The 19,599-nt window shown below is 50.3% G+C and carries 23 protein-coding genes; 10 read left to right on the top strand and 13 right to left on the bottom strand.

Annotated elements, in window-relative coordinates:
* Positions 1–20: 20 nt before the first annotated feature.
* The 6 genes from BZG77_RS00325 to zapE all read right to left on the bottom strand — a co-directional run bounded on the left by BZG77_RS00325 (position 21) and on the right by zapE (position 5,161).
* Complete coding sequence (locus BZG77_RS00325) at positions 21–758, bottom strand: cytochrome c1 (RefSeq protein WP_077645750.1); 738 nt, start codon at positions 756–758, stop codon at positions 21–23.
* Entirely contained in the window at positions 755–2,023 is a 1,269-nt protein-coding gene (locus tag BZG77_RS00320; RefSeq protein ID WP_077645749.1) for a cytochrome b, read from the bottom strand. Before BZG77_RS00320 ends, BZG77_RS00325 begins: the two co-directional genes overlap by 4 nt.
* Positions 2,023–2,613 carry a ubiquinol-cytochrome c reductase iron-sulfur subunit gene (gene petA / locus BZG77_RS00315; RefSeq protein WP_077645748.1) on the bottom strand — a complete coding sequence of 197 codons (591 nt, stop codon included), beginning with the start codon at positions 2,611–2,613 and terminating at the stop codon, positions 2,023–2,025. The genes BZG77_RS00320 and petA overlap by 1 nt, the downstream gene beginning before the upstream one ends.
* 379 nt (positions 2,614–2,992) lie before the next feature.
* Positions 2,993–3,382 carry a 30S ribosomal protein S9 gene (rpsI, locus tag BZG77_RS00310; protein ID WP_021022657.1) on the bottom strand — a complete coding sequence of 130 codons (390 nt, stop codon included), beginning with the start codon at positions 3,380–3,382 and terminating at the stop codon, positions 2,993–2,995.
* A gap of 13 nt (positions 3,383–3,395) precedes the next feature.
* Positions 3,396–3,824: a 50S ribosomal protein L13 gene (gene rplM / locus BZG77_RS00305; RefSeq protein ID WP_025674468.1), complete on the bottom strand. Its 429-nt coding sequence runs from the start codon at positions 3,822–3,824 to the stop codon at positions 3,396–3,398.
* 230 nt (positions 3,825–4,054) lie between these two features.
* The gene (gene zapE, locus BZG77_RS00300; protein WP_077645830.1) at positions 4,055–5,161 is read right to left on the bottom strand and encodes a cell division protein ZapE; all 1,107 of its coding nucleotides are present in this window, start codon (positions 5,159–5,161) and stop codon (positions 4,055–4,057) included.
* 243 nt (positions 5,162–5,404) lie between these two features.
* On the opposite strand from zapE, the gene zapG reads away from it, so the two are divergent.
* The 3 genes from zapG to degS all read left to right on the top strand — a co-directional run bounded on the left by zapG (position 5,405) and on the right by degS (position 8,469).
* Positions 5,405–5,782: a Z-ring associated protein ZapG gene (gene zapG, locus BZG77_RS00295; RefSeq protein ID WP_077645747.1), complete on the top strand. Its 378-nt coding sequence runs from the start codon at positions 5,405–5,407 to the stop codon at positions 5,780–5,782.
* An 87-nt stretch (positions 5,783–5,869) separates the two neighbouring features.
* Positions 5,870–7,234 carry a Do family serine endopeptidase gene (locus BZG77_RS00290; protein WP_108743917.1) on the top strand — a complete coding sequence of 455 codons (1,365 nt, stop codon included), beginning with the start codon at positions 5,870–5,872 and terminating at the stop codon, positions 7,232–7,234.
* A gap of 164 nt (positions 7,235–7,398) precedes the next feature.
* On the top strand, positions 7,399–8,469 hold the full coding sequence (gene degS, locus BZG77_RS00285; protein WP_077645745.1) for an outer membrane-stress sensor serine endopeptidase DegS: 1,071 nt from the start codon (positions 7,399–7,401) through the stop codon (positions 8,467–8,469).
* Between the two features lie 82 nt (positions 8,470–8,551).
* Here degS and murA read toward each other — a convergent pair whose 3' ends face one another.
* Genes murA through mlaF form a run of 7 tightly spaced genes read right to left on the bottom strand, consistent with a single transcriptional unit; the run spans position 8,552 to position 13,171 of the window.
* The gene (murA, locus tag BZG77_RS00280; protein WP_021022663.1) at positions 8,552–9,841 is read right to left on the bottom strand and encodes a UDP-N-acetylglucosamine 1-carboxyvinyltransferase; all 1,290 of its coding nucleotides are present in this window, start codon (positions 9,839–9,841) and stop codon (positions 8,552–8,554) included.
* A 9-nt stretch (positions 9,842–9,850) separates the two neighbouring features.
* A complete protein-coding gene (locus BZG77_RS00275) occupies positions 9,851–10,105 on the bottom strand; it encodes a BolA family protein (protein WP_394329756.1) in 255 nt (84 codons plus the stop codon).
* A gap of 17 nt (positions 10,106–10,122) precedes the next feature.
* Positions 10,123–10,437, bottom strand: a complete 315-nt coding sequence (locus tag BZG77_RS00270) for an STAS domain-containing protein (protein WP_021022665.1) — start codon at positions 10,435–10,437, stop codon at positions 10,123–10,125.
* Positions 10,434–11,108: a phospholipid-binding protein MlaC gene (mlaC, locus tag BZG77_RS00265; RefSeq protein WP_077645744.1), complete on the bottom strand. Its 675-nt coding sequence runs from the start codon at positions 11,106–11,108 to the stop codon at positions 10,434–10,436. Before mlaC ends, BZG77_RS00270 begins: the two co-directional genes overlap by 4 nt.
* A gap of 5 nt (positions 11,109–11,113) precedes the next feature.
* Positions 11,114–11,593, bottom strand: coding sequence for an outer membrane lipid asymmetry maintenance protein MlaD (gene mlaD, locus BZG77_RS00260; protein ID WP_077645743.1), 480 nt, complete (start codon positions 11,591–11,593; stop codon positions 11,114–11,116).
* Between the two features lie 2 nt (positions 11,594–11,595).
* Positions 11,596–12,375, bottom strand: coding sequence for a lipid asymmetry maintenance ABC transporter permease subunit MlaE (gene mlaE / locus BZG77_RS00255; RefSeq protein WP_269087438.1), 780 nt, complete (start codon positions 12,373–12,375; stop codon positions 11,596–11,598).
* Positions 12,371–13,171, bottom strand: coding sequence for a phospholipid ABC transporter ATP-binding protein MlaF (mlaF, locus tag BZG77_RS00250; protein WP_021022669.1), 801 nt, complete (start codon positions 13,169–13,171; stop codon positions 12,371–12,373). Before mlaF ends, mlaE begins: the two co-directional genes overlap by 5 nt.
* A gap of 492 nt (positions 13,172–13,663) precedes the next feature.
* Between mlaF and BZG77_RS00245 the strand changes: the two genes are divergently transcribed.
* The 7 genes from BZG77_RS00245 to BZG77_RS00215 all read left to right on the top strand — a co-directional run bounded on the left by BZG77_RS00245 (position 13,664) and on the right by BZG77_RS00215 (position 19,577).
* Complete coding sequence (locus BZG77_RS00245) at positions 13,664–14,626, top strand: calcium/sodium antiporter (RefSeq protein WP_077645742.1); 963 nt, start codon at positions 13,664–13,666, stop codon at positions 14,624–14,626.
* 14 nt (positions 14,627–14,640) lie between these two features.
* The gene (gene kdsD, locus BZG77_RS00240) at positions 14,641–15,615 is read left to right on the top strand and encodes an arabinose-5-phosphate isomerase KdsD (RefSeq protein ID WP_077645741.1); all 975 of its coding nucleotides are present in this window, start codon (positions 14,641–14,643) and stop codon (positions 15,613–15,615) included.
* Positions 15,615–16,175, top strand: a complete 561-nt coding sequence (kdsC, locus tag BZG77_RS00235; protein ID WP_077645740.1) for a 3-deoxy-manno-octulosonate-8-phosphatase KdsC — start codon at positions 15,615–15,617, stop codon at positions 16,173–16,175. Before kdsD ends, kdsC begins: the two co-directional genes overlap by 1 nt.
* On the top strand, positions 16,172–16,735 hold the full coding sequence (gene lptC / locus BZG77_RS00230) for an LPS export ABC transporter periplasmic protein LptC (RefSeq protein WP_077645739.1): 564 nt from the start codon (positions 16,172–16,174) through the stop codon (positions 16,733–16,735). The genes kdsC and lptC overlap by 4 nt, the downstream gene beginning before the upstream one ends.
* Positions 16,716–17,252: a lipopolysaccharide transport periplasmic protein LptA gene (gene lptA, locus BZG77_RS00225; RefSeq protein ID WP_077460037.1), complete on the top strand. Its 537-nt coding sequence runs from the start codon at positions 16,716–16,718 to the stop codon at positions 17,250–17,252. Before lptC ends, lptA begins: the two co-directional genes overlap by 20 nt.
* Before the next feature lie 8 nt (positions 17,253–17,260).
* Positions 17,261–17,986, top strand: a complete 726-nt coding sequence (gene lptB, locus BZG77_RS00220) for an LPS export ABC transporter ATP-binding protein (protein WP_021022675.1) — start codon at positions 17,261–17,263, stop codon at positions 17,984–17,986.
* A 121-nt stretch (positions 17,987–18,107) separates the two neighbouring features.
* Entirely contained in the window at positions 18,108–19,577 is a 1,470-nt protein-coding gene (locus BZG77_RS00215) for an RNA polymerase factor sigma-54 (protein ID WP_077645738.1), read from the top strand.
* Positions 19,578–19,599: the final 22 nt, after the last annotated feature.

Below are 19,599 nucleotides of genomic sequence, written 5' to 3'. Positions count from 1 at the left end.
CAACACACTAGATTAACCGATCAGTGCACATCGCGCCAATATTCTTTCTTRAGGAAGTAAGCCAAAATCAAGAATACCACGAAGAAACCGATCACCCACCAACCGAGTTGCTGGCGCTCAAGCTTCACCGGCTCACCGGAATACTCGAGRAAATTGACCAAGTCTCGGACGGCATTATCATACTCGCCCTYRCTCAGCTCGCCATTGCCGTCAGAYTGCAGACCGACAAATTCCTCAACCGGCTCACCATCCACCATGCGTGTTTCGTACACTTTACGTGGGGTGCCTTGAAGCTCTTCAAGCACATGCGGCATGCCCACGTTAGGGAATACCGTATTGTTCACGCCAAACGGACGCGATGGRTCAACATAGAATGAACGCAGATAGGTATAGAKCCAGTCAGTACCACGTACACGCGCGACCAGCGTCAAGTCAGGCGCTGGCGCACCGAAGTACTGTGCACCCGACTCTTGRCTCATGGCGTTAGTCATTAACTCACCATAGTCCGCATTCTTGTCGACAATCAGGTGTTCTTCCATCAAGTCTTKTGGAATGTTCAGATCTTCTGCGACACGCTGATAGCGCTGATACTGCGTGGCATGACAGCCGAAGCAGTAGTTCATGAACATTTTTGCGCCACGTTGYAATGAGGCTTTATCCGTTAAATCGTTGTTGGCGTCGTCCAAGTGAACGTTACCGCCCGCGGCCATTGCCAAAGAGGGCAACAGCGCGCACAAGATTACAATCCATTTTCTCATTTGAATGTCACCCTCTCTGGTAGCGGTTTTGTTGCCTCATTTTTGCTGTAGAAGAACAACAGCACAAAGAACATGAAGTAACAGAAGCTGAAGATCTGCGCCAGCAAGGTGTACGTTGGAGTCGCTGGCAACGCGCCCAGAATGCCGAGAGCTACAAACGCAATCACAAATTGCACAATGTTTGCCAAATGCAGTTTGCTACGGTAGCGATACGAACGCACGCGACAACGATCTAACCATGGCAACAAGAACAGCACCACAATCGACGCACCCATGGCGATAACACCAATCAGCTTGTCAGGAATTGCACGCAAAATTGCATAGAAAGGCGTGAAGTACCAAACCGGAGCAATATGCTCAGGGGTCTTCAGCGGGTTYGCGGCCTCAAAGTTCGGTGGCTCAAGGAAGTAACCGCCCATCTCAGGGTTAAAGAAAATCACATACGCGAACAAGATACCAAACACACCCACGCCAATGAGATCTTTCACCGTGCCGTATGGATGGAAAGGAATCGAGTCAATGATCTTATATTTTTTGGTGTAATCAGGGTGAAATGTAAACTGTGACTGCTGGCCATCGTCATCCGCTTCGCCTTTAGGCAGTTTGGTGTCGATACCATCTGGGTTGTTGGAGCCCACTTCGTGCAACGCTAGCACGTGCAACGCGACTAACAACAGCAAGACAATCGGCAAGGCCACCACGTGAAGCGCAAAGAAGCGGTTCAAGGTTGCGCCTGATACCACGTAATCACCGCGGATCCAAAGCGTTAAGTCATCACCAATCACAGGAATCGCACCAAACAAGGAGATGATAACCTGTGCTCCCCAGTAAGACATCTGCCCCCATGGCAGCAGGTAGCCCATGAACGCTTCTGCCATTAATACCAAGAAGATCAGCATCCCAAACAGCCACAGTAGCTCACGCGGCTTCTGATAAGAGCCATAAATAAGGCCGCGGAACATGTGCAGGTACACCACCACGAAGAATGCGGAGGCCCCAGTGGAGTGCATATATCGGAGCAGCCAACCGTACTCGACATCACGCATGATGTATTCAACAGAGGCAAACGCGCCTTCCGCTGAAGGGACATAGTTCATRGTTAGCCAAATCCCGGTCAGAATTTGGTTAACCAGAACAATCATCGCGAGCACACCAAACATATACCAGAAGTTAAAGTTCTTCGGCATTGGGTACTCGGTCATGTGCTTGCGATAGGCATTCATCGCGGGAAGACGTTTCTCAACCCAGTTAGCAAAACTTTCCATTACGCAGCCCCCTCATCTTGTCCCACCAGCACTCGCTTGTCGTCCAAGTACATATAAGGTGGAACGACCAGGTTAAGTGGCGCAGGTACGTTTTGAAAGACGCGTCCTGCCATGTCAAATTTCGACCCATGACACGGACAAAAGAACCCGGCTTTCACCCCACTCACCTGCTCACTGAAGCTGTCTGGTAGATAGGTTGGTGAACAACCAAGATGGGTGCAGATACCAACCGCGACAAAAATTTCAGGTTTAATAGAGCGGAGCTGGTTGGTTGCATATTCCGGTTGTTGCGGCTGTGCTGATTGCGGATCGCGCAATTGGTCTTCAAAGCTTGAAAGCTCCTCAACCACGGCGTCGCTACGGCGCACAATCCACACAGGTTTTCCTCGCCACTCGACACGGATCATTTGTCCGTCTTGCAGCTTACTGATATCGACTTCGACCGGCGCGCCCGCCGCTTTGGCTTTCGCGCTTGGGTTCCATGACTTAATAAAAGGCACGGCAACTGCTACGGCCCCTAAACCGCCAACAACTGACGTCGTCGCAGTCAGGAAGCGGCGTCGGCCGGTATTCACTGGCGCATTGCTCATCCAACATTCTCCCATGTGCTCCCGCTTGGATTTTTATTTTGTCCTTTGCGTCCATGGAGCGTACGGCTTACTTAAAAACGAATATGTAATAACGGCTGACTGGGATCAGTTCGATTAAATCTTAGCTGCTATTACGTCGGCTAGATGATAGAGAAAACCCTACTTTTTGACAAGATAAAGCTACCTTTTTGTAACAAATGTGAGCTGTGTGCACAGAATTATGTAAAGGGTAATAAAAATGTTGGAAAGTGCGCGCTTATACACTGTTTTAAAAGGAAATAAAGGGGTATACCCTACCTTATTGCATCAGAAAAAATTGCATAAAAAAAGCCTGGCGTGAACACCAGGCTTTTTGTAGCAAATCTGACGATAATGTCGATTAACGCTTCGAGAACTGCGGGCTACGACGTGCTTTACGAAGACCCACTTTCTTACGCTCAACTTTACGCGCATCACGCGTCACAAAGCCAGCTGCACGTAGTGCAGGACGTAGTGACTCGTCATACTCCATCAAGGCACGAGTAATGCCGTGACGGATTGCGCCTGCTTGACCAGAGATACCACCACCAGAAACGGTGATGTACAGGTCAAGCTTCTCAGTCATTTCTACCAGCTCAAGTGGCTGACGAACAACCATGCGAGCGGTTTCACGACCGAAGTAAGTGTCGAGAGAACGCTTGTTGATCTCGATGTTGCCGCTACCCGGCTTGATGAAGACACGAGCTGCGGAGCTTTTGCGACGGCCGGTGCCGTAGTATTGTTCTGCCATTGCTTTATTCCTCTTAGATGTCTAGTACTTGCGGTTGTTGTGCCGCGTGCTTGTGCTCAGAACCTGCGTAAACTTTCAGTTTACGGTACATAGCACGACCTAGAGGACCGCGTGGCAACATACCTTTAACGGCTTTTTCAATCACCAGCTCAGGTTTTTGCGCGATCAGTTTTTCAAAGCTGATTGACTTGATGCCACCAATGTAGCCAGTGTGGCTGTAGTACATCTTGTCAGACTTTTTGCGGCCAGTTACAGCCACTTTTTCAGCGTTGATAACAACAATGTAGTCACCAGTGTCAACGTGAGGCGTGTACTCTGGCTTGTGCTTGCCACGCAGACGCGTTGCAATTTCAGTGGCCAGACGGCCTAGCGTTTTGCCTTCAGCGTCTACAACGAACCAGTCGCGTTTTACAGTTTCTGGTTTAGCAACGAAAGTTTTCATGCTAATAATTACCCGATTAATAAGTTTCACTTCAGGAGCCTAAGCTCCCACTGTTAAGCGTCCATACATCACCCCTTCGAGTGGTGGTACACCCGGCCAAAGCCTTTCAACAGTAACGGTGGGTCGCGAGATTATAGGGAAGAGTGGAGAAAAAATCACCTCCTTTTCGCAAAAAAATTCCGCCGTTTTTCTCAGTTGGTTATTGTTTGACTGTTCGCCAGCAGACAGCCTTAGGGCAAATGAGGCAATGCGAGATAGTCATGGCTTTGCATTTCAATCAGGCGTGACTGGCAACGCTTAAACTCAAACGCTAAACGGTCGCCATCATAGAGGCTATCGAGTGGCACCGCCGCTGAAATAATGAGTTTGACGCTACGCTCATAAAACTCGTCTACCAGCGCAATAAACCGACGCGCAGCATCGTCTTGTGTACTGTGTAATTGCGGCATGTCAGCGACTAATACCGTGTGATAAAGCCGCGCAATTTCCATGTAGTCGGTTTGACTGCGGGCGGACTGACACAGCTCAGCAAAACTAAAATGCGCCACGCCATCGCCACTTTCAATGGTATGTAGCGGGCGGTTATTTACGTCTATCACTTGGTCGCGCTGCCCCCCTTCCCCATTGAGTTTTTTGAAATACGCCTGCATCGTCTCGGTAGCGGTATCGCCAAGCGGGTGATAAAAAATAGCCGCTTGGGTCAGAGTACGCAGGCGATAATCAACGCCTGAGTCAACATTGACCACCTCACAGTGCTGGTTGATTAAGTCAATGGCGGGCATAAAGCGTGCGCGCTGTAACCCGTTCCAATACAGTTCATCAGGCACGATATTTGAGGTCGCAACCAAGGTGATCCCGCGGGCAAATAGCGCTTCCATCAGGGTCCCTAAGATCATGGCATCGGTAATGTCCGAGACAAAGAATTCGTCAAAACACAGCACGCGGGTTTCTTGTGCAAACTTATCGGCGATGTGCGGCAATGGATCCGCTTCGCCATCCAGTATTCTTAGCTCTTGATGTACCCGATGCATAAAGCGATGAAAGTGCATGCGCATTTTGTTATCAAAAGGGAGTGCGTGAAAAAACGTATCCATTAAATAGGTTTTCCCGCGTCCCACACCGCCCCAAAAGTATAGGCCTTTTACTGGGGTTACAGAGGCCGGTTCGCGCTTTCGCCAAGGCAACCAGCYGCGCTTTTCCGGCGTAGTGGAGGTTATAGGATGAGCGAGTAAACGGTGGTAGAGCTCATCAAGTTTCTCGACCGCCATACGTTGCGCGGGGTCTTCGATAAAATGGTGGTGGGTCAGATCGTTATTATAATGTTCTAAGGGCGTCATTCCTTGAAAGCCTCGTTGGTTATCGCCATCGTTTTCATAGTAACACGCGAGCAAGAAAGAGAAATACGCGCGCATAGGAGTACCACGTTCGTGAGCTGGCATGTATAGTGAACACACGTTTCATCTTGCTAAGCCACCAGCAGATGTACGATATTATTATACGTAGGCAAGTGATGTCGCTTGCCCTGACTGACTCCCGGACACCCAGGGTGTTCAGTCAATGTGAGAGCACAAGGAGCAGTTATGGCCTGGATTAATAGCCTGATCTTTCTCGTCATCGGTATCGCGGTGGGCTTTTTTATTGCCCGTATGACCACGCGCGATCTCAAACAACAAAAAAATATGAAAAGGGAGCTAGAAAAGTCACGTTACGAGCTTGAGCAATACCGCCAAGAGCTTGTGGATCACTTTGCGCAAAGTGCTGAACTGCTTGATACCTTATCGAAAGACTACAATAAGCTCTATCAACATATGGCCAAGACATCGTCGGATCTGATGCCTGACTTGCCCGATCAAGATAACCCCTTTGCCAAGCGTCTAGGGAAAATCACCAACCTAGAAGTAGATACCCCACCTCGTGACTATTCTGGCAGCGCCTCGGGCTTGTTAAAAAGCGACTAAGGCTCGCGCGCCAGCTAATCGAGGATTGAACTTTTTCAGATTGCCCCCACTCTCAATTTGTACGTCGACAATTGGAGTTAACCCATGATGAAAAAGTCTTTACTCGCAATTAGCGTCGCCGCGCTGACTCTTGGCGCGGCCTTTTCTCCTCTACCGAGCTATGCCGCCTTGCCTCAGGCGGTAAGCGGTGAAACCATGCCCAGTTTGGCGCCAATGTTAGAAAAAGTCTCACCAGCCGTGGTCAGTATTGCGGTGGAAGGCAACAAGGTGTCTAAGCAACGTATTCCTGATGCATTTCGGTTTTTCTTTGGTCCCAACGTTCCGTCTGAGCAAGTCCAAGAGCGCCCTTTTCGTGGTTTGGGATCGGGGGTGATTATTGATGCCGATAAAGGTTATATCGTGACCAACCATCATGTGATTGATGATGCGGATGAGATCCGTGTCCAACTCAAAGATGGCCGCGAATACGATGCAACCCTGATCGGCAGCGACGAAATGTCTGATATTGCCTTATTGCAGCTCGATGAGAATGCGAAAGATCTGACGCAAATTCCACTCGCTGATTCGGATCGTTTACGTGTTGGTGACTTTGCCGTTGCAATTGGTAACCCATTCGGGCTCGGACAAACYGTCACCTCGGGGATCATCTCAGCACTGGGGCGCAGTGGTTTGAACTTAGAAAACTTCGAGAACTTTATTCAAACCGATGCGGCGATCAACAGTGGCAACTCCGGCGGCGCGCTGGTCAATCTCAATGGTGAACTGATGGGGATCAACACCGCGATTTTGGGCCCGAACGGCGGCAATGTCGGGATTGGCTTTGCGATACCGGTGAATATGGCGAAAAGCTTGGTCGACCAAATCATCGAATATGGCTCGGTACGACGCGGCATGCTTGGCGTGACTGGCCGGGAATTGACCGCCGAGTTAGCCGATGCCTTTGGGCTCGCCACCCAGCACGGCGCCTTTGTTAGTCAGGTAATGCCTGACTCTGCCGCTGACGATGCTGGCCTCAAAGCCGGTGACATTATTGTCTCTGTCAACGGTAAGAGTATTCGCAGTTTTAGTGAGTTACGCGCCAAAATTGCGACGTTAGGGGCAGGTAAAACCGTTGAGCTCGGCGTGATTCGTGACGGTGAAAGTCTCGAGATGGAAACAACCCTTAAAGAAGCAGCTCAAACGCAAACCAAAGCGGATAACCTCCACACAGCTTTGGCTGGCGCAGAGTTGAAAAACCATGATGCGAAACCAGCAGGTGTCGAAGTTGCCACGATTGAAGAAGGCTCGCTTGCCGCTCGATATGGACTACGCGCGGGCGATGTCATTATTGGCGTCAATCGACACAAAGTAGAGAGCTTGGGCGATCTGCGCAAGCTGCTCGAGGATAATCCAGGTGTGCTCGCCCTTAATATTGTGCGTGATAACAGCTCGCTTTATCTCGTGATTCGATAAACCGGCGTCTATCCACACCTTCATTTTGATGCCTGCCACGTCGGCAGGCATTTTTATTGACTCATGGTTTTTTTATCCGCCCAAGACGGTGATGATTTCCACAACCCGACCTCACAATGCTATTCTCTAGCCTCGCTTTGTTTTGCTTGAGGATGGCATTGTTTATGCTGGCTTTACTTGTTCGTTCCGTGGTTATTGGCCTAGTCACGGCTGCCTTGCTATTAGTCGCGGTGYCTGATTTGCGCTCAGGCGTGTTATCCGAACTGTCTTTTATTGAAAGCGACGGCCAAGACACGGCAGAACTGGTGTCATTTAGCTATGCGGTCAAGCGCGCCTCACCGGCGGTCGTCAATATCTACACCCGTAATTATACCGGTAACGATAAATTAGAGCTTAATACCCAAGGATTAGGCTCAGGGGTGCTCATGAGCGCTAAAGGCTATATCGTCACCAACTATCATGTTGTCGCCGCAGCCGACCAAGTGATCGTCGCCTTGCAAGATGGGCGCATTTTCACGGCACAAACAGTGGGTAAAGATGAGCGTACGGATTTAGCCGTGCTTAAAATTCAAGCAGACAATCTCCCCGTGATCCCGGTCAATCAAAACTATCAACCCACGGTGGGCGATACCGTACTCGCCATCGGCAATCCGTATAATTTAGGGCAAACCACCACCTATGGCATCATTTCCGCTACCGGCCGGACCGGGATGAGCTTTTATGGTCGCCAGGATTTTCTCCAAACCGACGCGGCCATTAACAGAGGAAACTCTGGCGGGGCACTGGTAAACAGTCGCGGTGAGCTCGTCGGCATCAATACCGCCTCTTTTCAACAAGCAACCGACCTTGAAACCTATGGCATTTCCTTTGCGATCCCTTACCGTTTAACCGCAAAAATCATGAATAAACTGATTGCCGATGGCCGAGTGATCCGCGGCTATATTGGTATTGATGGCCGTGATGTAAACCCGGTGATGGCCCGATTATTAGATGCCGAGCAGCAACGTGGGGTCATGGTCGCTGGGCTTGATAAAGACGGACCTGCAGAAAAAGCGGGGATTCAGCCTCAAGATTTGATTATTCAAATTAACGACAAGCCGGTGCGCGGTGCACGCGGTGCGATGGATATGGTGACCGATACGCGTCCTGGCTCAACGCTTAACATTACGCTGATCAGAGACGGTGAAACCCTGACCTTGCCAGTCAAAGTGGGCGATGAAAGCCGGCAGCGTTAGCCAACGCATAGCGAAAATGGGCGCCCATAAAAAACGCCAGCCTGTGAGGGCTGGCGTTTTTTGTGTTAAGCAGGAAGGCCAATTAGCCTGCGATATCACTGGACTCGTTCGCTTCATCGGCGTCAATGCGCTCGATTTTAGCCCCTAAGGCCTGCAGTTTATCTTCGATACGCTCATAGCCTCTATCGATATGATAAATACGATCCACCAAGGTTTCGCCCTTTGCAATACAGCCGGCAATCACCAAGCTGGCAGAGGCGCGCAGATCCGTCGCCATCACTTGTGCCCCGCTTAGGCTATCGGTATCACCACAGATCACGGTATTGCCTTCAATCTCTGCATGAGCGCCCATACGTTGTAATTCCGGCACATGCATAAAGCGGTTTTCAAAGATGGTTTCAGTGATTATTCCAGTGCCTTTGGCCACCAAGTTCAGCAAGCTAAACTGAGCTTGCATATCGGTTGGAAAGCCCGGATGTGGCGCGGTACGCACGTTCACGGCTTTGAGCTCGCGGTCTGTCATGTCTAATTCGATAAAGTCATCACCCGTCACCACCTTGGCACCGGCTTCTTCCAACTTATGAAGGACCGCTTCGAGTAACTCTGGCGAGGTATGGCGACACACAATATGCCCACCAGACACCGCGGCCGCGACTAAGAAGGTACCGGTTTCAATGCGATCTGCCACCACGGTGTGCTTACCGCCGCCAAGACGCTCTACGCCTTCAATCTCAATGCGATCGGTGCCTGCTCCCGTGACGTTTGCCCCCAACATGTTGAGGAACTTGGCCGTATCGACAATTTCTGGCTCACGCGCCGCGTTTTCAATCACCGTGGTGCCTTGCGCTAACGTCGCCGCACTCATGATGGTGACTGTCGCACCGACGCTGACTTTGTCCATCACGATATGCGCGCCTTGCAAGCGGCCATCGACGGTTGCACGCACATAGCCCTCATCCAACGTGATGGTGGCACCGAGCTGTTCAAGGCCGTTAATGTGCAAATCCACGGGCCGCGCGCCAATTGCACAACCGCCAGGCAAAGACACTTCGCCTTTGCCGAAGCGAGCGACTAACGGCCCAAGTGCCCAAATAGACGCACGCATGGTTTTCACGAGATCATAAGGCGCACAGAGCTCAGTAATCTCACTGGCATCAACATGCACTGACCCGTTGCGACTCACCTTGGCCCCTAAGCGTGATAACAGGGCCATCGTCGTGTCAATATCGCGTAACTTAGGGACATTCGCGACTTCGACTGGCTCTTCAGCCAGTAATGAAGCAAATAAAATCGGGAGGGCGGCATTTTTTGCGCCAGAAATGGCCACATCACCTTTAAGCGGGCCATTGCCCGTCACTCGAAACTTTTGCATCATATCCTCTTACAACTGCATCAGCTTTTTATCGCGTGCCCACTCAGCCGGTGTCATCGCTTTAATGCTGACCGCATGAATATCATTACGCGCAATGTGATCCGTTAACGGACCATAGATCGTTTGTTGCTTTTTTACGCGTGACATACCGTCAAACATCTCTGCAACAGCGATGACCTCAAAGTGGCTGCCATCACCTTTCACATGCAGCTCGTCCACTGACTGAGCCTGTTCTGAAAAAGCGGCCTCTAAAATGGCTTTCACGTCGCTTGCTTCCACGTTTAAACTCCTTGTTGATGCTCCGCATCGTCAAAAAATGTGTCTAAATTACTCAGCGTTAACAATAGTTTTAGCTGTTCAGGCATCCCTTGATACCGTACCTGCTGTCCTTGATGACGCAGCGTACGATCAAGGTGGAGCAACATCGCCATTCCTGCTGAATCCACACGTGATAACGCACTTAAGTCTAACGTTAAGGCGTTATCGGTTGGGATCCATTGGTGACGCTGACGCCAAAAGGCAGGCACTGTGTCACGATCAAGCCGTCCTGACAAGTGATAGTGCTGCTCGCTGCCAGCCGTCAAGTTGACGCTCATGATGCATCCTGTTTTTGTTTATCTTCACGACGGATGGGCCGCTTGGCGATCTCTTTTAATTGTTCGACCACGGCATCAATACCATCACGACGCAGTGGTGTCTTCCACTCAGACTGCTTCGATTGGATCATACTGACCCCTTCAGCCGTCACGTCATACGCTTGCCAATTTCCTGTCCGCGTATTTTTACGTAAGCTAAAATCCAGACGAATAGGCGGACGTGATGCGTCAGTCATATCGACGCGAACTTTGACAATTTTATCATTCGGATCAATCGGTTTATCCTTTTGAACCTCAATGGTTTGGTCGTCATATTCGAGTAAAATCTGTGCATAGGAGGCAATCATGTACTCGGTGAAGGCCTCGGTAAATGCATCGCGCTGTTCAGGCGTTGCCTTGCGATAATACTGGGCGCCTAATATCAGCGACGCCGCATAGCGCGTATGGATATAAGGTAGGAGTTCGTCTTTGACGACATCACGTAATAAATCGGGATCAGCGCGGAGCAAGGTACGATCTTTGCGTATGCGCGAAAACGTATTCTCTGCGACTTGTTCAATCAGCTGATATGGGTTGGATTGGTCGACCGGCTCACTGGCCTGTACCGTCTGTCCAAGGCTGACTAACATCAAGCTCAGCGCCGAGCCTAATGCGATAAGTGTCTTTCTCATGCCATTTACTCCTTGTCACCCATACTGTAGAGGAACTGACCAATCAAATCTTCTAAGACAAGGGCCGACTTGGTGTCTTGGATTTTTTCTCCCGCCTCTAAATAGCCAATGCCGAGCGCTTCATCGACAAACCCTGGGGTAATACCGATATATTGCTCGCCCAGCAGCCCTGCAGTGTAGATCGACGCCGAGCTCGATTCCGGGAAACGTCCCGCTTCTTCACTGATTTGCAGTGTCACTTGTGGGACATAGGTGTCTGGATTGAGCGAAATATCCGTTACCTGGCCAACAGTAACGCCCCCCACTTTGATAGGGGAGCGCACTTTTAACCCACCAATATTGTCAAACTCAGCGGTGAGGGTGTAGGTGTCTGCCCGCCCCCAACGCTGAACATCGGCGACTTGAAACGCAAGGGCTAATAGCGCTGCAATCCCTGCGATCACAAAGCAGCCTACCCAAAATTCTGTTTTACGACTCTGTTGCATGATTAATTCCCAAACATGAGTGCAGTAAGGACAAAGTCTAAGCCGAGTACGGCCAGCGATGAATGTACCACAGTACGTGTGGTCGCGCGGCTGATCCCTTCCGAGGTTGGCGTGGCATCATAACCGTTAAAAAGTGCAATCCAGGTCACGGCGATAGCAAAAACGAGGCTTTTGATCAGCGCGTTACCCACATCGTAGCCAAGGTCGACCGATGCCTGCATCACCGACCAAAAGCTGCCATGATCAATGCCTTTCCAGTCTACCCCGACCAGCTCGCCGCCCCAAATCCCGACCAGCATAAAGATCACCGCCAGTAAGGGCATGGCGATGACGCCGGCCCAAAACCGGGGCGCAATGACACGACGCAGCGGATCAACCGCCATCATCTCTAAACTCGATAGCTGCTCGGTGGCTTTCATCAAGCCAATTTCAGCGGTCAGCGCGGATCCCGCCCGCCCAGCAAATAGCAGTGCTGTGACCACAGGGCCAAGCTCGCGCAGTAGCGATAAAGCAACCATTTGCCCAAGGCTGGTCTCGGCACCAAAGTCCGACAAGACTAAATACCCTTGCAGGCTTAATACCATGCCGATAAATAACCCGGAGACAATAATGATCGCGAGTGAGCGTACTCCGACAGAATAGAGTTGTTGAATAAGCAGTGGGAAAGTTTTACTCGGTTGAGGACGCCCCACCAGCGCACCGGTCATCACAAAGGTGGCGCGGCCCATTGACTCGGCCACACGCATGGTTCGACGACCCATGTCCGCGATTTGTGTTTTAATCACCGAAAATCTCCTGCTTTAACTCACCCGCGGGATAACGAAATGGCACGGGTCCATCAGCATGCCCTTCTAAAAACTGCTGCACCCAAGGGTCTGGATTATCTCGCAACGATTGCGGCGATCCACTGGCGATAATACGGCTATCGGCCAAAAGATACACTTTATCGGCAATGCTCATCACTTCAGGCACGTCATGTGAAACGACCACACACGTTAGCCCGAGTGCTTGGTTGAGTTGACGAATCAAGGTCACCAGCACGCCCATGGTAATGGGATCTTGTCCTACAAAGGGTTCATCAAACAAAATGAGCTCAGGATCAAGGGCAATTGAACGGGCCAGAGCCGCTCGACGGGCCATACCGCCTGAGAGATCGCTGGGCATTAATGCGGCAGCCCCTCTTAATCCCACCGCCTCAAGCTTTAGCATTACAATGGTATGAATCATGGATTCATCCAAGTCTGTGTGTTCGCGCAGCGGGAAGGCAACATTATCGAATACCGACATATCGGTAAACAGGGCGCCTGATTGGAAGAGCATACTCATGCGCTGGCGGACATCGAATAATTGGCGACGCCCTAGCGAGGGAATGGAGTGGCCATCAAAAATAATATCACCGGCGTCTGGCTTTAGCTGGCCAGCGATCAAGCGTAGTAACGTGGTTTTACCGATACCTGAGGGCCCCATAATGGCGGTGATTTGCCCACGTGGTACCTGTAAGTCGACATGATCAAAAATGCATCGGTCACCCCGTGAGAATGTCATCCCATTGATATCTATCAGGCTCTTTGCTGCCATGGCCGCATCTCATGGTTGGAAAGGAACAAAATGAAGTGGCTGATAATAAGGTGTCACCCCGCCTAACACAAGCCAGCTTGCGTATCGGGCCAAGCAGGACGTGACCCATCCGTGATAATAGCAGCCAAGAAACGGTTTATATGTCAAGACGAGGTCAATGTGCGCCCCTTGCCCTGTGACGCGCCTTAGCCGCGATATAAGCCTTGGCGACGATACCAGCCTTAGCTGCGATACAAACCTTAACCGTGGCGCAATCGTTAATCGCGAGCAGGCGGCCGTTTATCGGTAGCCGTTCCATGGCGGCAACATCAAGATGATCCTGTCACAGCAACCCGCTTCGTGGTGAACCATCTTTATCGTATCCGTAAGTCAGTGGATGGAAAATGCCGGGATTGATAACTCACATGGGGGCTTTTTGCTTCACATTTCCCCCTTTAACCGTCAGAATTGCCCCTCATTTGAACCAAATTCACAACGCAAAGGATAGGTGTCATGGTTATAGCGGTTGCCATACTCATTGTTGGACTCATCGTGCTGGTATGGAGTGCCGATCGACTGGTCTTTGGCGCGGCTGCAATCGCGAAAAACTACGGCGTTTCGCCTTTAATCATCGGCATGACGATTCTGGCCATGGGATCGTCGGCACCGGAAATGATGGTATCTGCCAACGCTGCCCTCGCCGATAAAACCGATACCGCAGTGGGGAACGTTTTAGGCTCAAATATCGCCAACATAGCGCTTATTATTGGTTTTACCGCGCTGATCAAGCCGCTGTCGATTGGGTCGACTATTATTCGCCGTGAACTGCCACTGATGCTTGGGGTCACCGTCCTCGCGGGGGCCTTGCTTTGGAATAATCATCTAGGGTTTTTCGAAGGGGTGGGACTGATCACACTGTTTGTGATCTTTATTTTAATGATGATTAAAATTGGTAAAGATTCAGGTGATTCCGACCCAATATTGGCCGATCAGCAGTCTGACATTCCTAATAATGTTAGCAACCTGAAAGCGGCGATATGGATTATTATCGGCTTGCCTTTACTGTTGCTGTCATCGGATCAAGTGGTCGACTCCGCGGTTACCATCGCTCAGTATTTTGGCATGAGTGATCTGGTGATTGGCTTGACCATTATCGCCATTGGCACCAGCCTTCCTGAGCTTGCCGCTTCGATTGCCGGCGTCATGAAGGGTGAAGATGATTTGGCGGTGGGTAATATCATCGGCTCGAATGTGTTTAATATTCTCGCGGTCATGGCCATTCCTGGGTTAATCAACCCCTCAGCGATCAGCGAATATGCCATGAGTCGTGATTATTATATTATGCTGGTGCTGTCTATTATGTTGCTGGTGTTTGCGTTGGGCAAATCACGCAGTATTAATCGCATCGAAGGCGCCGTTTTCTTACTTTGTTATATCGGTTACCAAAGTTACCTATTTATTAACGCTGCCGCCTAAACGGACACAATACAATGAGTGAATACAGTTTTGACTTTCGCCGCGCCGGGCTGGATGTCCTTAACATTGAGCAAGACGCGATTGCACAATTAAAAGCCGCCATTGATGATCGTTTTGAGGCGGCTTGCCAGCTGATGCTGAACGCCACCGGCAAAGTGGTGGTGATGGGAATGGGTAAGTCAGGCCATATTGGCAAAAAAATTGCTGCCACCCTCGCCAGCACTGGAACGCCTGCGTTTTTTGTCCATCCTGGCGAAGCAAGCCATGGTGATTTAGGCATGATCAACCAAGGCGATGTGGTGCTCGCGATCTCTAATTCCGGCGAGGCCGGTGAGATATTAACCTTGCTACCCGTGATTAAACGCTTGGGCATTCCGTTGGTCTGTATGACGGGCAATGCGCAATCTAGCATGGGGCAGTTAGCAAAAGTGAATCTCAACATTCATGTCCCGCAAGAAGCCTGCCCACTGGCATTAGCTCCTACCTCGAGCACCACTGCCACCTTAGTAATGGGCGATGCCCTTGCCATGGCCTTGATGCAAGCAAGGGGCTTTACCGCGAATGACTTTGCGCTTTCGCACCCGGGCGGTGCATTAGGACGCAAGCTGTTACTGCGCATCAGTGATTTGATGCATCAAGGCGCGCGTTTACCCGTGGTACCCGAAACAGCCACCGTGCGCGATGCTTTATTAGAAGTGTCTGAAAAGGGCTTGGGAATGACCGCTATCGTCGACGCTGAACAACAGCTGACCGGCATTTTTACCGACGGTGACTTACGCCGCTTGTTAGATATGCGAATTGATTTGCATACCACCACCATTGGCTCGGTGATGTCAAAAGGCCCGGTGACGATTGAGCCGGAGTTGCTCGCGGCAGAAGGACTTAAACTCATGGAAGAGCGAAAAATTAACGGGCTGTTGGTTGCCAAAGACGGCCAGCTGCTTGGCGCCCTTAACATGCATGACCTTTTAAAAGCCGGAGTGATCTAATGGCCTCTACCGTAATTGAAACGCTGTACGGCCCTATCGCCGCCGACGTATTCCAGCGTGCCGCTGCCATTCAATTACTCATCTGTGATATTGATGGGGTTTTTTCTGATGGTCGCGTCTATATGGGCAATCAAGGCGAAGAGCTCAAAGCATTCCATACCCGCGATGGCTACGGCATAAAATCATTGATGAACGCCGGGATTGAGGTTGCTGTCATTACAGGCCGCCAATCTCAGATCGTTGAGAACCGAATGCGCGCACTGGGTGTCAAACATGTGTATCAAGGCCAAAGCGACAAGTTAGCCGCGTACCAAGATTTATGCTCGCACTGTGATGTACTTCCCGCACACACAGCTTATATTGGTGACGATTTGATTGACTGGCCAGTGATGGAAAAAGTGGGGCTGTCTTGTTGCGTCGCAGATGGCCACCCACTGCTAAAATCGCGTGCTGATCATGTCACCCACATTCGTGGTGGGTTTGGCGCGGTGAGAGAGGTCTGTGATTTGCTGCTAGAAGCCCGTGGCGAGCTCGATCAACACAAAGGTTTGAGTGTATGACTCGGCGGCTAGGCCTGCTTTTACTGATCGTGCTTTGTGCACTCAGCGGCTATTACCTATTGGCCCAGCACCGTTGGCAAAAGGTGCAACAGGTCACCCCTGATGCAGAAAAGCCTTTGTTTACCGGCGAAGACATTGAAACGGTGCAGTATACTGCTGACGGTGTGCGTAGTTATACCGTTGAAGCCAAGCATCTTGAGCACTACGCCAAAATCGATGAGACCCATTTTAATGAGCCTGTACTTTGGACCTATAAAGACGGCCAAGATGAAGAGTGGCGTGTGAGCGCAAACTACGCCGTTTTATCGGACGAGCACCTGCTCACTATGACGGGCAATGTCCGTATTTTTAATTTACTGCCGAATGCACAAATTGATTCGGTAACCACCGACTCTGTGACCTTAAACCTCACAACACGAGATTTTTGGTCCGATAGTCCTACCACCATCACGGGCACCCGTTTTCAAACCACAGGAAAACGCGTGAAGGGCAACTTCGGTAGCCACCAGATGGAATTGTTAGACGATGTTAAAGGCCGATATGAAACGACCCCTCGTTAAAGCACTAGCAGGTGCGATGTTGCTATTTTCGCACTACTCACTAGCGCTGAGTAGCGACACCGAGCAACCTATTCACATTCAATCTGAAAGTCAGCATTTGGACATGGCCACCAATACGGTGACCTTCACACAAGATGTCGTGCTCACCCAAGGCAGTATTAAAATCTTGGCCGATAAACTGATCGTTATCCGCCCGGAGGGGAAGGATGGCAGCGAAACCATCGAAGCCTATGGTAAACCGGCAACCTTTGAGCAAACCATGGATGACGGCAAACAGATTCATGGCGAAGCGAACAAACTGCGTTATGAAGTCGGTAATGAATATCTCAAAATGTCGACCAATGCGATGCTCGAGCAAAGTGGCAACCAGGTAGAGGGCAATGTGATCACCTACGAAATCGACAAACAACAATTGGTTGCCGAGAGTGATAGCAACAAACGGGTCACCACGATTTTACAGCCGACAAGTAAAAAAAATTCATCCAATAACGATTCATCTGAGTCAGACGCGGAATAAGAGGCCACATGGCAACACTGACAGCGGCCAACTTGGCAAAAAGTTATAAAGGGCGAAAGGTCGTCGCCGATGTAAGCTTGGAAGTGAAATCCGGTGAAATCGTCGGTCTGCTTGGCCCGAATGGTGCAGGCAAAACCACCTCATTTTATATGATTGTGGGTTTAGTGGCCCGTGATGAGGGGGCGATTTATATCGATGATAAAGACATCAGCATTCAACCCATGCACAATCGCTCTCGCTTGGGGATTGGTTACTTACCGCAAGAAGCGTCGATATTTCGTAAACTCAGCGTCTACGATAATCTCATGGCGGTGCTACAAACGCGTAAATCCTTGACGAAAGAAGAGCGTCAGGACAAAGCCGAAGACTTGTTAGACGAGTTTAATATCCAACATATTCGTGACAGCTTAGGCATGGCGCTTTCTGGGGGCGAACGCCGACGGGTTGAAATTGCGCGCGCCCTCGCCGCGAACCCTAAATTTATTTTGCTTGATGAGCCCTTCGCTGGGGTTGACCCGATTTCGGTTATCGATATAAAAAAAATCATTGAACACTTACGTGACCGTGGTCTCGGTGTGCTCATCACTGATCACAATGTACGCGAGACGCTCAGTGTCTGTGAGCACGCTTACATTGTCAGCCAAGGTCACTTGATTGCACACGGCACGCCTGATGAGGTGCTCAATGATGATCACGTTAAACGGGTTTACTTGGGCGATCAGTTCAAATTGTAGGATCGGCTCACGCTAAAAAATGCCAATCAAGGCTATAGTTAAATAAAGCGCTTGCTCTGTCGACCAGAGCAAGCGTTTTTAACCTCTTTGGTCGTTGAAAAAGGAAAGGTGTAAAGCCTCTATGAAACCCACGCTTCAGCTTAAGCTTGGACAACAACTCGCAATGACACCGCAACTGCAACAGGCGATTCGTCTGTTGCAGCTGTCGACGTTGGATTTGCAACAAGAGATCCAAGAAGCGTTGGAATCCAACCCTCTATTGGAACATGACGAAGGCCAAGAGCAAGACACGGATCAAAGTGATAGTCAGCGCGATCAGCATGCGACCTCACAAGAAACGGCAACCGCCAGTGCCGATACCATGGAAACATCCGATGCGTTCGAAAAAAACGAAATGCCGGATGATCTCCCAGTTGATACGACATGGGACCACTTATACTCTGCTGGCACCGGCAATACCGGTGTGGGTGGATATGATGATCAGCCCGTTTATCAAGGGGAAACCACGCAGACGCTATATGACTATTTAAAATGGCAGCTTGAGCTCACGCCATTTTCCGAAAACGATCACGTGATTGCCATGGCTATCATTGATGCGGTGGATGACCAAGGCTATCTCTCAGTCAGTACCGAGGATATTTTAGATAGCCTCGGCAGTGATGATATTGAACTGGATGAAGTTGAAGCGGTGCTTAAACGCGTCCAGCACTTTGATCCTCTGGGGATTGCAGCGCGTTCACTGCAAGAATGTTTAATGCTGCAATTGGCCACCTATGATGACAATACGCCCTGGTTGGCAGACGCGCGCAAGATCTTGACCGAGCATATGGACTTACTGGCCAATCGCGATTATCGCCAACTCATGCGAGAAACCCGTCTAAAAGAGCCGGAGCTTAAAGCGGTGATGCAGCTCATCCACAGTTTAGAGCCTCGCCCGGGTAACTTAATTGTCACCAACGAAGCTGAGTACGTGGTCCCTGATGTATCCGTGTTTAAACACCAAGGCCAATGGGTGGTACAAATTAACCCAGATAGTGTGCCTAAACTGAAAGTGAACGAGCAATATGCCGCTTACGGACGCAATGGCTGCAGTGCATCTGATGGCCAATTTATTCGTTCACACTTACAAGAAGCAAAATGGCTGATTAAGAGCTTGGAAAGCCGCAATGACACCTTACTTAAGGTGACGCGCTGTATCGTTGAGCACCAACATGACTTTTTTGAATACGGCGAGGAGGCCATGAAGCCCATGGTCTTGAATGATATTGCCCTTGATGTGGATATGCACGAGTCGACCATTTCCCGTGTCACCACACAAAAATATATGCATACGCCTCGCGGTATTTTCGAGCTGAAATACTTTTTCTCTAGCCATGTGAGTACCGACAATGGCGGTGAATGCTCATCGACGGCGATTCGGGCCTTCATAAAAAAATTGGTCGCTGACGAGCCGGCAAACAAGCCACTCAGTGATAGCAAGATTGCCGCATTGCTGGCCGAGCAAGGCATTAAAGTTGCAAGACGGACCATTGCCAAGTACCGAGAGTCACTTGGCATTGCGCCGTCAAACCAGCGCAAGCGTCTATTGTAGACGCCTCAACAGAAGGAAAATG

The sequence above is a fragment of the Salinivibrio sp. IB643 genome, assembly GCF_001996105.1.
Lineage (GTDB): Bacteria > Pseudomonadota > Gammaproteobacteria > Enterobacterales > Vibrionaceae > Salinivibrio > Salinivibrio costicola.
Note: the sequence above shows the minus strand (reverse complement) of the source record. Positions and strands in the feature narration are given on the sequence as shown.

What these genes read in the sequence shown, in the direction of transcription:
- BZG77_RS00215 (WP_077645738.1), top strand. Translation starts at nt 18,108, where the DNA reads ATGAAACCCACGCTTCAGCTTAAGCTTGGACAACAACTCGCAATGACA.
- kdsD (WP_077645741.1), top strand. Translation starts at nt 14,641, where the DNA reads ATGAGTGAATACAGTTTTGACTTTCGCCGCGCCGGGCTGGATGTCCTT.
- petA (WP_077645748.1), bottom strand. Translation starts at nt 2,613, where the DNA reads ATGAGCAATGCGCCAGTGAATACCGGCCGACGCCGCTTCCTGACTGCG.
- kdsC (WP_077645740.1), top strand. Translation starts at nt 15,615, where the DNA reads ATGGCCTCTACCGTAATTGAAACGCTGTACGGCCCTATCGCCGCCGAC.
- mlaD (WP_077645743.1), bottom strand. Translation starts at nt 11,593, where the DNA reads ATGCAACAGAGTCGTAAAACAGAATTTTGGGTAGGCTGCTTTGTGATC.
- rplM (WP_025674468.1), bottom strand. Translation starts at nt 3,824, where the DNA reads ATGAAAACTTTCGTTGCTAAACCAGAAACTGTAAAACGCGACTGGTTC.
- mlaF (WP_021022669.1), bottom strand. Translation starts at nt 13,171, where the DNA reads ATGGCAGCAAAGAGCCTGATAGATATCAATGGGATGACATTCTCACGG.
- murA (WP_021022663.1), bottom strand. Translation starts at nt 9,841, where the DNA reads ATGCAAAAGTTTCGAGTGACGGGCAATGGCCCGCTTAAAGGTGATGTG.
- mlaC (WP_077645744.1), bottom strand. Translation starts at nt 11,108, where the DNA reads ATGAGAAAGACACTTATCGCATTAGGCTCGGCGCTGAGCTTGATGTTA.
- lptA (WP_077460037.1), top strand. Translation starts at nt 16,716, where the DNA reads ATGAAACGACCCCTCGTTAAAGCACTAGCAGGTGCGATGTTGCTATTT.
- BZG77_RS00270 (WP_021022665.1), bottom strand. Translation starts at nt 10,437, where the DNA reads ATGAGCGTCAACTTGACGGCTGGCAGCGAGCAGCACTATCACTTGTCA.
- BZG77_RS00245 (WP_077645742.1), top strand. Translation starts at nt 13,664, where the DNA reads ATGGTTATAGCGGTTGCCATACTCATTGTTGGACTCATCGTGCTGGTA.
- zapG (WP_077645747.1), top strand. Translation starts at nt 5,405, where the DNA reads ATGGCCTGGATTAATAGCCTGATCTTTCTCGTCATCGGTATCGCGGTG.
- rpsI (WP_021022657.1), bottom strand. Translation starts at nt 3,382, where the DNA reads ATGGCAGAACAATACTACGGCACCGGCCGTCGCAAAAGCTCCGCAGCT.
- lptC (WP_077645739.1), top strand. Translation starts at nt 16,172, where the DNA reads ATGACTCGGCGGCTAGGCCTGCTTTTACTGATCGTGCTTTGTGCACTC.
- lptB (WP_021022675.1), top strand. Translation starts at nt 17,261, where the DNA reads ATGGCAACACTGACAGCGGCCAACTTGGCAAAAAGTTATAAAGGGCGA.